This window comes from Sphingobacterium siyangense (genome assembly GCF_023277505.1).
GTDB classification, from domain to species: domain Bacteria; phylum Bacteroidota; class Bacteroidia; order Sphingobacteriales; family Sphingobacteriaceae; genus Sphingobacterium; species Sphingobacterium siyangense.
On sequence record NZ_CP080574.1, the window covers coordinates 4590089 to 4605824 of the forward strand.

Genomic DNA, 15736 nt, shown 5'->3' on the forward strand with positions numbered 1-15736 from the left:
TCCAATGAATATATTATACGGCCAGATTAAGGACAGGCAATCTTTTTTCTACCGCTACCGGCGCCAATCATAGTCGTTTTACCCATTACTTGCTGGGTGATGACAACCGTATTTGAGCTTGGGCTCCAAGGCACAGTATTAAATGAACCTGCTGTTAGCACCAAAGGATATAATGGTCCTCCAGATAGTTTACTACCATACAAACTCACCTCACCTGTTCGGCTAATGACGACACGAAGAATTGGATTACTTGCAGTACCGTTCAAGTTATAAATCTGAACAATATTGCCGCCCGCTGGTTCAGTATTCGCTCCACCATAATTACTTCCATCCGCAAAAGCCACATTTTTCGGTGAAGTCGAAATACCGGCTTCAAATTGTATTTCTTGGGTTGCCAATTTAACACCGTTCACTTCCATATTGAATGAGTTATCCAATTGCTGGATATCAAATACGAAACCATAATCGGCCCCTGGCGCAGTCAATGTGCGCGTGATGTTCTGACCGTTTGGAACAACTACCCCATCGACCACTGCACCACTGGTTCCACCTGCACCTCCCGCTGGGTAATTCCAGTTCAAATTGGCCCCACCGGTTACTTCTTGCGTACAGGTTTTAAAGTTTAGGTTCAGGTTATAACGTTGTCCTGGAACAATACTTAAACCCGCTACCGATACATTATTCTTCGTTTCACCATCGATTGTGATGGATCCGAAATTAAAGACACCATTTGTTGCACTTGGATGGATCAATACTGTCGGCGTACTAGATACATTACGTAATCCAGCAGCACCCAATATCGGAAATACAACATTAGTTGTAGCTGTTGATCCATTGTAGGTAATTGTACCATCCACCAATTTTAGATTAGCACTTGGATGTGTTGGGTTAATAGTTGTCGCAGCCAGGTTTGTAATGGCACCAGTCATTTCTGTCGCCATGCTCAGATTGGTCGTTACTTCGCTGTATTGATGTTTTAAGACAACATCAAGATTATTATCGCCAGCTTGAACAGTGAGATCCTTCTTAAAGTACATCAGGTCAGCACTGATATTATCCAGACTGGCTGTTGTCAAATCTGTTTGTGCCGTCACCGCAGGTACCGTAGAAGTACTGTTCACCGAATAGGCTACGAACGTGTAGGCTTGTCCAGCATCCAGCGTGATGTCGCTCGTGTTGTCTACTGTGTTTGTATAGGTCTTTTCAGTCACATAATCACCGCTGCTATTGTAGACAACGATTTTGTATTTGACGTTATTGCCAAGTGGAGTACGCTCCTCGGTTACCGCAGCGCGATTTCCGGACGAGGCCCGCAATAGGTTGCCACTTGTTGCGGACGACTCGTTCGTCAACGTTGCTTCAAAAGAACTTGTCTTCGTAAGCGGTACTACAATGGTCTGATTGGATGCTATCGAGCTACTGCCGTTGCTCGCTTTCTTTGTTGTGACGACAGGATTTTCTACCCCGAGTAAATGAATGCTTACATTCGCTTTGCCACTCTGGGCTACACTGTCTTTACTTTCCTTACATGCGAATAAAGAACCGCAGATAAGTGCCGAAAAGGCTAACGTTTTCCAACCGTTTGTTGTTCGAAATTGTGAAATCATTTTGGAAATGGTTAATTAAATATTAATGTATTTTTTATGATTTTAGAATGAATACTTCGATTCGATGACATGTCAACAACGCCAGGTTCTTCCATGCTTCAAAACGTTGCCACAAAGATTAACATTCGAGCAAAAAAATAAAGAAAAAGCAGCTATCACATCGCTATCACACTTTGCTTTTAAAAACATAACAAACTAATTACCAGTATAATAAATAAAAACAAAACAGATTAACTTTAGGTTATATTGAATACAAAAGAAAAGCTAGATTATTAATGAAGAGGGTAAATATTATCCATTTATTACCGAAACCACGGCATTGATCTTCTGACAGCATAAGATCAATAGGGTATAAAAACTAAAAGGCCAATCCTTTTGGACTGGCCTTTTCAAGCTGTTATTAAACTTATCGTTTTTTGAAGTTTTTCGTTCAGGTTGGTTCGGTTTACCTATTGGTCGCTACCTGCTGCTTGCTTTCAGTATAAAATCGATAATCGGACTAGGGTCTACCAGACAATGCGGATGATGGCCGACCTCGGGTTTATGGATGATCTCAATACGACCACCTGCGCGACGAATCTCCTCCGCAAATGGCAAAGTATTTTCGGCGATAGGCACCACATCGTCCTTATCGCCGACAACATGGAGCAATGGTATTTTGAAACCCGCAATGATTTTGGCTTTATCAATAGGTGCATCCGCAAATGCCCAAGCCTGTGTTTCGGTCAATCCATAGTCTTTCTTAAAAATCTCCCAATCCGGTTTACTTCCTTTTCCTGTAGTTTTGCCGCCGGGCCAACTTTTAAAATCCAACACGGGCGCGTCGGCATAGATCGCATTTACCCGATCAGGATAACGTAGGCACCAATTGTAGATATAGACACCACCCCTGCTCATTCCCTCCATAGCCGATTTTTTACTGAGCCCACCTTCCTGTAACTTTCGGTAAAATCCATCCCAGATTGTAAGCGCTTCCTCATTGCCAAAAAGCTCGGCGACATCACAGTATACCACATGGTAGCCGTGCTCGAGCAGACCAATGTCTACCTGCGGTTCGTGCCCCCAAAAGCGGGCGCGCCATACCCAAGGATGCCCTTGTGCTGTCACTTTTGGACGGATAACCTTGGCCTCGTGTCCCTGGAAGGCGAAACTATAGCCCTCGAATCCGTGGAAATCTAAGTTTGAGGCACCCAATTTCATATTTTGGGCCAGATTAAAGTCTTCCAGTCCATTTTTCCCTGAGGTAATCCGATCTGAACTCGATTTGCGTTGCCCGATACTTGGCCCAGCGATAGTCAATAATAAGACAAATAAGCCGTACTGTAGGGTACGGCTTAGGTAAGAAATTTTATATTTCACTGCTTTTTTCATGCTTGTTTTAGGTTCTTAAAAGTTCAATGCCATTGATTTTCTAATTTAATCAAAATTGAGCGTTATCGATCTACTCACCTAATTATTATTACTCCAATATGCGCTGATATTTCCTAAATTTAAGCGATACGTTACACCACAATCAAACACAACATGAAAACATTCGTAACACTTATTTTGGTGCTCTGTTCCTTTGCAGGTTATAGCCAGGCATCCAAAGACCTTATTGGCAAATGGCAGCTGGTCAAGATTACAAAAAACGGAACTGAAAAATCCATTAGGGAGCAGTTCAAATCCGATCAGGTTTATCAGGTTTTTGAAGAAGGCGGAAAATTTGAAGGTATTATTGCCGAAGAAAGCATTAACGGAAAATGGAAGCTTTCAAAGGGTGATAAGGTATTGACTGTGACAGTCAAACTGATCCCTGTCAAATTTAATTTAGAGTACATTGATGGCATCAAACGTGTCATTTATCATAAACAATTGGGCACCCTCGAATACAAAAAAGTGCAAGAATAACAGCGTAAAATAATTCCTATTGGGAGCAATAAATTTTAAAACCCGGCATGGATCTCCATCGCCGGGCTTTTGTCTACTTTATCCTAAAACGATATTTTACTATCAGAAAGATATTATAACCCCAAAACTTTCAAATATTATAGCTAAGAAACAGTCGGGCAAAATTTATAGTGAATCCCTATTCAATGGCCATGGCAGTTTCAATCTCGTTGGAACGGCGCCAATGTGCATCCTGAAATTTATACTCCAACAATTCTCTGTCGCTAAGCTCCCAATTGTCCAATCGCTCTTCCAGATCAAAATAATAGATTACTCCACCGTCATCTTTCACCAGCGCCATCTGGACCAGTGGATTCAGCAATTGCTTACTTTTGAGCAGCCCCCACTTTACATCAGGTGATGCCTTTGATTTGAGGTAATCGCCCATTACCGCAATATAATTCAGTTTATATTTTTCAAAATTCTTCCTGTCTGCTACAAAGGCATAAATCTTATCGATTTCAGCTGCAGTAACTACCTCGGATTCAATTTCAGCCGCTTGCAGGAGCTCTTTTTTCAGTACAGGGATAAAGTTATTTAAATGATCCATTTTTTCTCTGTTATTGAAATAGAAACGGTTCAGCGTGCCTTCTATGGGAAATATTTCCTTCTGGATCCAGCTTTCCATCAATACGCTATCTTTGGTTAAGATCGCTTTGCTGAATGGGTTGAGCGGCATGATAATAAAGATCTCCTTATATTTATAGACCTGTGCATTGTTAAATGCTATCGATTTCAGGAACGATCCACCCTCTTTTGAGGACATATCATTGGCCGTGGCCCAATCGACCATCTTATAACTTGGCAATTGTGCCAATGATTTCATGGTCAGTAAACAGAAAATGCAGACAAGGAATCCAAAAGCTTTCATAAAAAATAATACGATTTAAAATAGAGAGATTTAAATTCAATTGAACAATTTTAAAAGTTTTTTATCGAATTTCTCTTTTGTCTCCTATGTTTATGACTCCCTATTTATTCAGCGCCTTTTCTATCCAGGATTTGGCAGCCTCAGTCTTGTTCTCGGGGGAGACAGCACGATCGGATAAGTTTCCTGCTTTATCAAAAATCGGCAACGCAGGCCCGAGAGTTACTCGATCACCTCTGGCTGATCGATCTTATCCACCAGCTCACGCATCCAATTATTGAAATCCACTTCCGAAGGGATATCGAACTTCTTACGCAGCCTATTTTTACGGACCTGCACTGCCCGTATTGTCACAAAGGTATATTCCGAAATATTTTTTGTCGAAAAGTTGAGAAAGGCCATTGCGCAAAACTCCAATTCGGTGCTTCTAAGATTTGCATCAACTGTTTTTAATGCTTGAATAAACTCGGGGTACAAATCGGAAAACAAGATCAAAAATTCGGGATTATTACTTTTGGCCAGGTCGACCAGATTATTGAATTTATTTTCTCCAATCTGTTCGGTCAGCACTCTATTTGTATTCTCTGTTTCCTGTAAGGCCCCTTCTTTCTCGGCCAGGATCTTTCGGTTGTGCCTAGCGCGTCGTATAAAAAATGCAATTGCGATAATGAGCAGCACGAAGGCCATGATTGAGACGGTTACTGATTTTGAAACCTTTACCTCAGACTCTGCATCTTTTGATTTCAAGATCTGGTTGAGCACAATATCCAATACTTGTTTATTTTCGTTCTCTAGCGAATCATTGAGTTGATTATAATGAATATTATATTCACTGGCTTTATTGGCACCCAACTTGTAGTATTGATAATACTCCGCTAGAAACTTGTATTGATTTCGCATGGCATTTCTATCGCCAACTGCCTGCATGTTGGCCAGGCTTTTATAAAAATAAGGCAATGCTTCCTTAATATTACCTTTCTCTTGCTCTAAGTTGCCCAGGTAAGTATATGTATTAAAGTATATTGGAATTTTATTCTGCTCAATCAATTCCAGCGACTTTTCGAGGTAAAATTTTGCTTTTGCAAAATCCCCCTTCTTGGTATGCAATGTCCCAAGATCATCATAAACGCCTAAACCGATCATCGCTGAATCTTTTCCATGCAACTTGGGTAATATATCCAACTGAAATTGGCTATATTTCAATACAGAATCCGCCTGTCCCAGCCAATCATATGCTGTACTTAAATTCCCGTATGCATGTAAATAGGATTTTATTTGTATTTCACCCTTCAAGCTACCGGTAGATGCTATTTGGAGATGAAATTCTCGAATCGCTTGGCGCAATAACCTTAGTCCCAAATACACCCGTCCTTTTAAGCGATGCGTTTCGGATTGTAAAAAGGTCTCCTTTTTATAATAATCTGTCGTCTGAATCTGTTGAAGATGGCTAAATGCCTCCTTAAACAATCCAATATTCAAAAGTGCGTCTGCTGTCCAAAAATGAGCTTTTGCTTTCCCTTCATCATAGCCATATTCAATGGACAAATCAAGAGCTTTCATAGCTGATTCCAGTTGCGGAGCCATTTTTGCGGCCACATGAAGCTCTTTCGTTTGATTTAAGATGGAATCAATCTCGTTTTCTCTGCTACCACTAGCGACTGTTTTCAGTGTAAATAACAATAAAATCAAAGAGAGATTTCGTTTTTTCATAGGATAGATTGTCTATTAAGATTTTTTTTCATAAGTATCATCTGAGCCCTACAAAAGCCAGCATGACAGGTTATGCAAACATAAGAATTTTGACAGAGAGGTCTTTCTGCAGGCGACAAAAAAGACTAGTCTCACGACTAGTCTTTGATTTTACGAAACAACAAATTTTAAGTATGATCTAAAATTAAATGTTATTTAGAATAATTCCAAATAAATTTTAAATAAATATGATTTCCTACTTTTTAACACAGCGGATCTGTACCGCTTCCGTACTGCTCGCCGCTCTCCATCCGATACCGTAACCAATATCTTTTGCTGCTCCGGTCATGTGCAGTGTTTTGTAGCCTCCCGCTGTTGCTGTCACCAGATAAGCCCCCTCACTGCCGATCACATTGCCGATATTATCGTTCGGGTAGTAACCGCGGTAAGCAAAAAATAGATATTTATCGCGTTCAGATACAGGGAAATTGACCGGTTCATCAGTTTTCACGCCAAAGAACATACCGCGCGTAGTCGCTGAGGTACCGTTGTAGTAATCAACATACCTTGCTGGATTCCAGATGGCCACAAGGTTGGGGTTATCCTGTCCCTTTCCGGCCTGCTGTTTGGGATCTGTGCGATCTATGAGTGTCTGCACTTCCACCTCTGTTGGCAGTCGCCATGTTGCAGCAGGCAATACCAAAGCACAAGGATCGCCATTACCGCCATTGGTACCATCGGCATTTTGATTGGTTCCATCCAATCGTTTTGGTAAGAGACGGTCTGGAAACCAATAATCGCCCGGACTATTCACTTCGCTTCCAAAACTATATTCCCCAGTGGACGGATTACGTTCCAAGTTACCACCCGACCAGATCTCATTACCGATATTAAACGTAGGAAGTTTCTTAGGACCTAGATTTAATTCCAGTGTATACTGTACGCCCTGTTTCAACGATAAGCCCGTTAATTCTACATTTCCCGTGATACTGTTGATGGTAACAGGATCCAGCCTTACTTTTCCTACCGTGGTGGTTCCAACGGCGATCATGGTGGGGTTGCTTGTCCATACCTGTGCACTGGCCAGGGTCGGAAAAGTTAACGATTTAGTGCTGGAAGCACCGGCGAAAGTAACCACACCGCTGACCTCATCAAAGGTGTAATTCGCAAAATTCGGTTCTATTGTTCCGCCGCCAATAGCCGATATTGTACGGCCACTACCCGCATCAAATTTGACGGTCACCTGCGTGAGCTTATGTTTAAGCACAATATCCAGGACATTGCTCCCCGAGGTTATCGTCTGATTTATTTCTTGCCATAGGGGGTCTTTGTCGGCACCTGTTGCGCTCGGATTTCCATAGGAAGACACGATAAATTTATAGGCGCCGGGTTCAAGCTCAAACTTATTGCTTGCTCCGCCCGTACAGTTCACTGTTGTAAGCAGTGTCGAATTTCCCTGTTTGTATACCCGTACAGTATAATCGCCATTAAAAGCGGTGATGGCACCGACGCCCGTTGCGGCCTTTGCCGAAGCACGCAGTCCTGAGGCAGACAAATTGCTGTCTTCGCTCAGGGTCGCCCGCACAACCAGATCATCGTTAAAAGGAACTGAAAAACTCTGTACCGAACTTGCCGCCGCCGTATTTGACGTGGAGGCCTTTGCAACTGTGCTGCTGCCATCATCAAGGCCAATACCATTCATTTTTAAAGTAATAGATGCTTTCTCTGTGGCCGTATTATCTTCTTTGCCTTTCTGACATGAAGTAACCAATAGGAATCCGATAACAGAAAAACACAGGAGGGTTTTCATAGAATACTTTTTCATAGCTAGATCATTTACGTGTTAGTCCCAATAATTGTTGTCTACGCTATGGGATTGTGTATCCGTTTCTTCCCATTGCTGTTTGGTTGAAGGATTGACAGAGCCTGCGGCTATACCATGTTCCAGTTCAATTTTTCGGACATTGAGGCGGGGTGCCACATAATCCGCACGGCCGTTGTCGTTGGCCAATTTTTCTTTGTTAGTTTCCATTTTCTATTTTTTTTGAATGTTCCAAGCAATTTGAAAGTTTACTATTGAGATGATTCGAAAAAAAAGGACACAAAGCACTAATAATTAAGAAATTAAAAACGGCAAATACTCTTTTCAATTCAGTAGATACCCTAAAGTAGAGATTATTTGAAAACAGTGGCGGGTATTGAGGTCAGCTTTATTTTTTCTGTAGCGAAGCAACTACAAAACAGCTAAAAATAAACACTTTAGCACCTTATTCCAGTGAAATTGAAGTTAAACTGACAGGGTAAGCGGCATTCGGTTGCCCCTAAAATAAACAGGTCTCTGCTTTGTAAGCAGAGACCTATACCGAAGTTCCAAAGGAGAACCCCTATTTTATCTGTATCCCCGATTACAATCGGTAGGAAACCGTCGCTACAAAGTTTCTGCGCTGCTGCGGATTGACAGACCAGTAGCCGATGTAATATTGTTTGTTGTTTATGTTATTGAGGTTGAAATTGACCCTGAATTTGTTAAACGAGTAGTATACGCTGCCATTTAAAAGCGCATAGCTCGGGAGCTCAAATACACCCGTTACGCTATTGTCGATGACCTTGTATTTGCCACCATAGTTACCACCAAGACCAAAGCCCAGATTTTTGAGTTTACCCTGCTGAATCTGGTACGATCCCCATAGATTGCCCAGTGTACTCGGTCCTTGTCCACCCGGAGCACGTCCCTTTTCGTTGTAGAAATCATTTCCGTTTCCGGCGATGATGGCAATATGGTTGTAACTGAATCCAGCTTTGATTGAAAAACCGGCGTATGGTATTGCTTCGACGTCAAAATCAAATCCCTTACTCTCGACCTTTCCACCCTGTATGGATCCGGTAGGTGTGCTATACACCCGATTGGCAACCCTAATATCATACAGGGCCAGTGTTGTCCACAATCTATCCTTGATCAGGCTCGCCTTGGTGCCGAGCTCCCATTGGTTGGCCCGCTCCGGCTTAAAGGATTGTACCCCGGTCTTGACATTATTGGCATCGTATACAATACTTGGCGCAACATTGTAGAATGCATTCATGTAATTGGCAAAGAGCGAAACACGATCTTTTACTACCTGGTAAACCAAGCCCAATTTGGGCGAAAGTGCCCATTGGCTATAATTGTCGTCCGCATTGGAAACCTCCCCTTTTGAATCAAAGTAATCGGCACGCAAACTCGCCATCAGCGAAAGGCGGTCGGTCAGATCCAATAAGTCTGAGGCATATACACTGAACGAACTGTTTTTGATATGCGAAGGATCGCCAGCTTCGGTATTTGCCAACAGCTGATCAATCGCCTGACTGGTGAGCGGAACCGGCGTCAGTTCCTTACCATCGCCATCCAGTGGCCCCTTGATCAGTCCCTGCGGATTTACCCGCCTTCCCAGTCCCCAGCCCGAACCATGGTCCTTCACATCACGGGCAAAATAGTCGACCCCGACCAAGAGCCTGTTTCTCAGACCAGCCAGCTTAAAATCGCCGTTAAAATTCTGCTGTATATCAAAGGTTCGGGTCTTTTGGTTTTCATTGTGGAAGTACTGGTCAAAAAAGCTATCACCGGGCTGATTTCCCCAGATATAGCTGTAGATCCCATCAGACTTTACATTGCCCATGGAGACCACAGTCTGTGAATTCCACTGCTCATTGATCTTGTACAGCACCTCGCCCTGTACATTGGACCGTGGATTTTTAATGGCCAGATCGTTACTTGTAAAGGAAAGTTTGGGGTTGAGGTTGAGTTCGGCAATATTTTTAAAGGTCAGCGGAGCCACACGGTCCGAATGGAAGAAAACCGGTGCTACAGCCCGTTTCATATCGAGTAGCTCGGCCATCAGATTGACCGTCAGCCTGTCATTGACCTTATAGGTCAGTGAGGGCGCAAAGTAGAATGAGTTTTTAAAACCCGCATCCTGAAAACTATGCTCGCGGTGGAAGGCTGAATTGATCCGGAGTGCGATCGTCTTATTTTTATTTAACGGTGAATTGAGATCTAAGGTTGCGCGATGCAGGTCGTTGCTACCATAGTTGTAGGCCACTTCACCACCGAAATCAAAATAAGGTTTTTTGGTGATGGTATTGATCACACCGCCGTAACCGTAAAAACTAGCGCCAAAAAGCGTTCCCGAAGGCCCTTTAAGCACCTGTATTTCCTCTACACCGGCCGGATCCAGGATACCGCTCGACAAGCCCGGAAGCCCATTGACCAGGTTGCTCTGTGCCTCAAAACCACGTAACGAAAAATAAGCACCGCCATCGCCACCCCGTCCTGTCGATTCCCAGGTACGGCTTATACCCGATACATTGCGCAGCAAAGCGTCATCAAAATTGGTAATGGCCTGCTGCTTCATTACTTCATGAGAGACTGTACTGTACAACTGTGGGTTTTCGAGATTGCTCAGCGGCATTTTGGCGACAGAGCTTACCGTCCGGTTGGATTTGAATGCCGATACGAGTACCTCCTGCAACTGCGCATAGTTTTCATTGAGGACAAAATCAAGCACGGTCGGCTTATTGCCCTCAACGGTTACTGTTTTTTCAATGGAGTTTAAACCCGTAAAACTGGTGACGAGCTGATAGCTGCCCGGTTTTAGGCGTTCAAATTTGTAGTGACCATTTTTATCTGTCTGTGTCTGTCTGTTCGTTCCCTTAATGGTTAGGTTGACCGATTCCGCTGGATTGCCATCCAAAGTCGTAATCTTTCCAAAGATACTGGCTGTCTGTGCATTGGCGACACCGGTAAGCGATAACATCGCTACAGCAATATGTATAGATTTCATTCCATAAAAAATTTATGGAGCCGAATATAGTACTATTTGATGTTTAATTAAAACTAATTAGACTAATTATAAATAATAATTTAGTTAACTGCTAACCTGTAGGTTAAATAATATGGTGCTCAACCCGCCTTATTGGCCTATTGATTGGCTATCGCAAAATTCCACGCTTAATTCATTGTCAAAAAAACTGTAACAAAGCGTATGTATTCTCAAAATAACTAACCTTATAGCGACAAATTATTTTCCACATCCTGTAACAGTACATAGCAGGGTTGTGGCTACTATTTATCTCGATCAGCCTACAAACTAAAAAGGTCAGCCCTATCGGACCAACCTTATCCAGAAGGAAATTATCGATAAAGATTTTAAAAGTCGCTTAATTCTCCAAGCAGCCTCACCTCGTAAAAAAAGGCGGCCGATAAAATCGGCCACCTTTAGGATTAGAATTGAATAATAATTGTCCTTAAAATTCGGTCATATCAATAAAAACTGATTATATTCTTATGAAAGTTTACTGTCATCTTGTACTGATTTAAAAACGGAGTTCCCAATAAGCCTTCTATCGGTAAGGCATCGTGACCTGTTCCGCCACCGATAGCCTGATCTGTAATCACAGTATACATATCCTGCAGAGCCAGCTTACCTACTTTCGCATGCGTTAGAAATGCGATACGATTGCCTTGACTTGTTCCATTCACCCCTTTGATATCCACCTCACCTTCCTCAAAATTAATATAAGGTTTTAGTTCAGTTTCCAATGTCTTTTTCAATACATTGGCATTTGCACCACAATCTATTCCCATTGGATACATCTTTCCGCCAATAGCAATATCCACAATCGGAATATGACGTTTCAAACGTAAAGGATATTGCGCAAGCAGAGGCCCTTTCTCGATTGACTTCGCAAGCAGCTCACCACGTTCGTCCAATTTTTCGAGCAATAACTCCTGCCGTCCATAATCTAATGTAAACTGGTAGTTTTTCAATACGCCGATGCCCAGCAAACCAAAAACAGGACTTCCATCTTCAAGTTGCATATCGTCCATTTCAGAAACTGGAGCCTCCAATCCATTGAGTACAATGCCTCCTATCTGAAGGCGATTGCCTGCTGACCAGACCACCTGTTGCATCTGCCCGCCAATACCTGCGAAATCTACTGAAACATCAGCACGAATCTGTTCTGCGGGAACAAATTTTTTGCGCAATATAACAACGGGGGCACCGCTATCAAATTGAAAGTAACCCTTTGTTCCGTTGACTATAGACTCCAGATACACCAATCCATTAACTAATCTAAAAGGAATCACCATTGTCTTGGGTTGCTCCGCATTCCCCACCGCATCAGCCAATGCTTTTTCAGGATTACCTTTCAAACGCCCTTTAATAATGCCAAGATTTATAATTTTTCCTGCACGATTAAATAAGAAACTTGGTTTGCCTGGTTTACCATCCTGATAGGTAACTTCAAGCTGAATCCGTTCATCCCCATTGGCAAGCTTATGCTGATTGGCTATGTGGAACGAACTTATGGCGGAGAATTTAGCCAAAATTTCTGGTACAGCAGCTTGGTTATTCATTTTGGGCAGATTACCGATCGTTGCGCTATCAGCCATCATACGTAACAGTGCGGTTGCATCTTTTGTATTCATTGCCCCAATAATCCGATCAATCGACTTTCTATTGTCATCTTGTTGGGCGATAGCAAGATTCCCAATCAGCAACAAAACAAATTGCATATAAATGACTTTCTTCATATTATTTTACTGTTTCGTCCAACCATTTAGCAATTGAATCCAAGGTACTATCAGGCATTTCACCAAGTTTTGTATACTCCGAAGGCAGGCAGGTTTGACAGACCTGCAATAAGTGGTTTACATTTGGCAATAAGATCGTCCTAACTTTTCCTCGCTGACCTGCGCCGCTATACTGTTGCCAATAGGTCAAGTTGACCGGGTCTACAAAAACATCCCTACTTCCATTGATTGCCAAGATGGGCACATCAACCTTACTTAAGAAGATCTGCGGCTCATAACTAACAAAATAGCGGTACCAAGGTCCGATAGCTTGCTGCACATAAGACCAGATCGGAAAACGAAAATGATCATGTTCAATACCTAAAGATTTAAAATAAAGGTCATCCTTTTGCTTCCAATAATTATAAACTGCATTGAGCTTACTCTCCATACTGTCCGACTTGGCATATTGAAAAGCTGTTGCAAACATCAGTCGATTGATTTCATTGGATCTCTTTTTGTCCACTGCGGTCATCGGTGAAGTATTGACCAAATTTTCGTTCTGGACAAAAAGTGATTCCAGACCGCTCGAAGCCAAACCCGATAAGCTGATCAAAAAAGCAACATCTTTGCTCTGTGATGCGGCTATCGAGATAACAGCTCCCCCTTCGCTATGACCTAACAATCCGATATGCCTCAAGTCAACATTCTTTTCTGTTTTCAAAAATTGCAGTGCGCCCAATATATCAAGTGCAAAATCTGCGGTCGTCGCATAGCGGTATTCGCCCGTAGTTTTACCTACACCACGGTCATCCATGCGCAAGACCACATATCCCTTTGGAGTCAGGTAACTGGCAATACGTGCAAACATTTTTGTCCCAGCCATTGTGCCATCCCGATCCTGCGGTCCAGTTCCCGAAGCGATAATAATGGCCGGGTATTTCCCCGCCTTGACAGGCGAGGAAATGGTGGCACCGATGGTGATACTATCTGCTTTTGACTTAAATACAACGTCTTTCTGTTGAATGGATTGCGCTGAAGCTTGGTCATAAAAAAGCAATACAAGCGCAGCCAATACAAGTGATTTGATTGTTTTCATGCCTTATTTTCCTGCTTTTAAAACGTTGACCATTTCAATAATTTCATCGGCAAGCTCTGAAGTGCTCCCCATATATCCAACCTCCGAAAAACGAAGTTTACCATTTGGACCAATCACCATCTTGTGCGGTATAGGACCTACCCCAGCTGCCTTCGAAGCCTTGCTATCCGCATCCAGCAATACCGTGAACGGATAACCATTTTCTTTCATATAGTTGTTCACATATTCTTTCATATCCGATTTACGTTCCTGTGTATTTATAAAGTAAAAGACTACATTCGGATCATTTTTGAAATGATCAACCGCCAGCTTCATACCCGGAAATGCGCCTTTGCATGGTGCACACCACGATGCCCAGAAATCCAAAACAACTATTTTTCCTTTTTGGGCAGAAAGGCGTACTTTTTTCCCATTTTGATCCAAAAGCTCAAAATCTGCAATACTCTTATTGATTAAAAGTTGCTGTACTTTTTCTTTCAGCTCTTTGCCTTTATCTGCATTTTTCAGACCAGCAAGATACTCTTCATAGCCCTTTTCTGATTTGGTTCTTGCGCTGTAGCTTTTTTTCATCAACTCCAACATATACGTCGAACTCTGATTCATCGCATAGCTTTTCTCTAGCGCCATCTGCAATTCTTTTGCTTTCCCTTGCCCTTCAAGCACGCGTACATAGGTATCGTTCAGGTCCGCATTTTTATAGCTTGCCGCACTCTGAGCTGCCGAGGCATACACAAAGGCTTCATCGTAAAGCTTATTGTCCACTAATATCTTGGCAAATAATGGTGCATTGCCGTAGTATAAAGTCGCGTATTTATCACCCTGAAAATTATCCTTGTAATAATTTAAACGCTCCATAATGACGCGTGCATAGGGCAATATCTCTGCAGGTCCCATACTTTTTTGTGCAATATAAGGAACGTCCAGCGAGCGATAGATCACATTTGAAAGTGCTTCGTATGGCGCTATCTTAGCCATATATTTGCTGTAATTCGGCAGATCTTTTTTCATGCTGGTATACACCGAAATGATCCAGTAAGCACTGATATAACTGATTCGGTTGGCCTCATTAAAAGAAACCTCAGCTTCCTGGTAAGGGTGTTTATCGATAAAATCCATCGCCGCTTTTAAGCGTTCATCGTCTGTTTTGGCCTTCTGGATCAGATTAAAATCGGTCAGGCGACGCTGATCCTTTACATATTGACCATTTGGAAACTGCGCAACAATCTTATGTTGGATTGCTTCTGTCTTTGGTCCATCTTTTAAAATATCCTTATAGACACGATAGATTTCTAGTAGATCCTCTTCTCTGATATCAGGAATCTGTTCCAGGGTGTTCAGCTCCTTATCGAGCTTAGCCAAAGACTCGGGCGTATTCATGTGTTTCAAAGCACTTGCAGCAGTATAAAGCACGCGAAAGCGGTTTTCCGGATGATACTGCAATTCATATTTCACCCACATCAGGAGTATCTCATCCGATTTGTAGGAGGCTGTATCCACCACATATGGTACACCTGCAACGATATGCGGTGTGCGCAACATGCCCCAACCCAGCATTCCTCCCGACATCTGACGCTTATCGTTTGCAGAGAGGATATAAGAATAGGTTTGCTCCCCACCTTTATCTACCAAAGTATCCGATTTAAAAACAAGATTCATCAGCCCCAAATGTGCCGGCAGAATATATTTTGCAGTCCATACCGAATCATTTTTAGTAAACTTGAGGTCCGTCGTCGTCCATTTAAAATCGGTATAACCTGTTAACTGTGCCGAGATATCTTTGGCATCCTTCAGCACAGTATTCCGAGCATCATATACGAGCTGAACAGTATCCTGTTCCTTTGGAAATTCCGGTATCACCCTAAAAATCTGCGGCTGTTTCTGTTGTTGCGCTAAAGCAACGGAGCAACTCATCAGTGCCCAAGCCAATATAGATGTTGTTTTCATCACCCTATTTTTCATATTTCTTATTCTTCCTTTTTCAATAATGGATCTAC

At 42.4% G+C, this 15736-nt stretch carries 11 protein-coding genes; 1 reads left to right on the plus strand and 10 read right to left on the minus strand.

All coding sequences use genetic code 11. The features are described from left to right. Positions 1 to 26: 26 nt before the first annotated feature. Together K2F45_RS19275 and K2F45_RS19280 are read right to left on the minus strand one after the other, a co-directional pair. Positions 27 to 1607: a fimbrillin family protein gene (locus K2F45_RS19275; RefSeq protein ID WP_248932104.1), complete on the minus strand. Its 1581-nt coding sequence runs from the start codon at positions 1605 to 1607 to the stop codon at positions 27 to 29. Between the two features lie 459 nt (positions 1608 to 2066). Next, on the minus strand, positions 2067 to 2978 hold the full coding sequence (locus K2F45_RS19280; protein ID WP_248932105.1) for an alpha/beta hydrolase family protein: 912 nt from the start codon (positions 2976 to 2978) through the stop codon (positions 2067 to 2069). Positions 2979 to 3131: 153 nt separating this feature from the next. On the opposite strand from K2F45_RS19280, the gene K2F45_RS19285 reads away from it, so the two are divergent. Next, positions 3132 to 3497 (plus strand): lipocalin family protein, encoded by a 366-nt coding sequence (locus K2F45_RS19285; protein ID WP_248932106.1) that lies wholly within the window; start codon positions 3132 to 3134, stop codon positions 3495 to 3497. Between the two features lie 178 nt (positions 3498 to 3675). On the opposite strand, the gene K2F45_RS19290 is transcribed toward K2F45_RS19285, so the two are convergent. The 8 genes from K2F45_RS19290 to K2F45_RS19325 all read right to left on the minus strand — a co-directional run bounded on the left by K2F45_RS19290 (position 3676) and on the right by K2F45_RS19325 (position 15686). Continuing rightward, positions 3676 to 4407, minus strand: a complete 732-nt coding sequence (locus K2F45_RS19290) for a hypothetical protein (RefSeq protein WP_248932107.1) — start codon at positions 4405 to 4407, stop codon at positions 3676 to 3678. Positions 4408 to 4626: 219 nt separating this feature from the next. Continuing rightward, positions 4627 to 6114 (minus strand): tetratricopeptide repeat protein, encoded by a 1488-nt coding sequence (locus K2F45_RS19295; RefSeq protein WP_248932108.1) that lies wholly within the window; start codon positions 6112 to 6114, stop codon positions 4627 to 4629. A 235-nt stretch (positions 6115 to 6349) separates the two neighbouring features. Beyond that, complete coding sequence (locus tag K2F45_RS19300; protein WP_248932109.1) at positions 6350 to 7918, minus strand: fimbrillin family protein; 1569 nt, start codon at positions 7916 to 7918, stop codon at positions 6350 to 6352. Between the two features lie 18 nt (positions 7919 to 7936). Next, on the minus strand, positions 7937 to 8125 hold the full coding sequence (locus K2F45_RS19305; RefSeq protein ID WP_248932110.1) for a hypothetical protein: 189 nt from the start codon (positions 8123 to 8125) through the stop codon (positions 7937 to 7939). Positions 8126 to 8498: 373 nt separating this feature from the next. Then, positions 8499 to 10910, minus strand: coding sequence for a TonB-dependent receptor (locus K2F45_RS19310; protein WP_248932111.1), 2412 nt, complete (start codon positions 10908 to 10910; stop codon positions 8499 to 8501). Between the two features lie 479 nt (positions 10911 to 11389). Beyond that, positions 11390 to 12664 carry an aspartyl protease family protein gene (locus K2F45_RS19315; RefSeq protein ID WP_248932112.1) on the minus strand — a complete coding sequence of 425 codons (1275 nt, stop codon included), beginning with the start codon at positions 12662 to 12664 and terminating at the stop codon, positions 11390 to 11392. Between the two features lies 1 nt (position 12665). Further along, entirely contained in the window at positions 12666 to 13742 is a 1077-nt protein-coding gene (locus tag K2F45_RS19320) for an alpha/beta hydrolase family protein (protein ID WP_248932113.1), read from the minus strand. Between the two features lie 3 nt (positions 13743 to 13745). Continuing rightward, complete coding sequence (locus K2F45_RS19325; protein ID WP_248932114.1) at positions 13746 to 15686, minus strand: peroxiredoxin family protein; 1941 nt, start codon at positions 15684 to 15686, stop codon at positions 13746 to 13748. Positions 15687 to 15736 lie beyond the last annotated feature (50 nt).

What these genes read in the sequence shown, in the direction of transcription:
- K2F45_RS19275 (WP_248932104.1), bottom strand. Translation starts at nt 1,607, where the DNA reads ATGATTTCACAATTTCGAACAACAAACGGTTGGAAAACGTTAGCCTTT.
- K2F45_RS19280 (WP_248932105.1), bottom strand. Translation starts at nt 2,978, where the DNA reads ATGAAAAAAGCAGTGAAATATAAAATTTCTTACCTAAGCCGTACCCTA.
- K2F45_RS19285 (WP_248932106.1), top strand. Translation starts at nt 3,132, where the DNA reads ATGAAAACATTCGTAACACTTATTTTGGTGCTCTGTTCCTTTGCAGGT.
- K2F45_RS19290 (WP_248932107.1), bottom strand. Translation starts at nt 4,407, where the DNA reads ATGAAAGCTTTTGGATTCCTTGTCTGCATTTTCTGTTTACTGACCATG.
- K2F45_RS19295 (WP_248932108.1), bottom strand. Translation starts at nt 6,114, where the DNA reads ATGAAAAAACGAAATCTCTCTTTGATTTTATTGTTATTTACACTGAAA.
- K2F45_RS19300 (WP_248932109.1), bottom strand. Translation starts at nt 7,918, where the DNA reads ATGAAAAAGTATTCTATGAAAACCCTCCTGTGTTTTTCTGTTATCGGA.
- K2F45_RS19305 (WP_248932110.1), bottom strand. Translation starts at nt 8,125, where the DNA reads ATGGAAACTAACAAAGAAAAATTGGCCAACGACAACGGCCGTGCGGAT.
- K2F45_RS19310 (WP_248932111.1), bottom strand. Translation starts at nt 10,910, where the DNA reads ATGAAATCTATACATATTGCTGTAGCGATGTTATCGCTTACCGGTGTC.
- K2F45_RS19315 (WP_248932112.1), bottom strand. Translation starts at nt 12,664, where the DNA reads ATGAAGAAAGTCATTTATATGCAATTTGTTTTGTTGCTGATTGGGAAT.
- K2F45_RS19320 (WP_248932113.1), bottom strand. Translation starts at nt 13,742, where the DNA reads ATGAAAACAATCAAATCACTTGTATTGGCTGCGCTTGTATTGCTTTTT.
- K2F45_RS19325 (WP_248932114.1), bottom strand. Translation starts at nt 15,686, where the DNA reads ATGAAAACAACATCTATATTGGCTTGGGCACTGATGAGTTGCTCCGTT.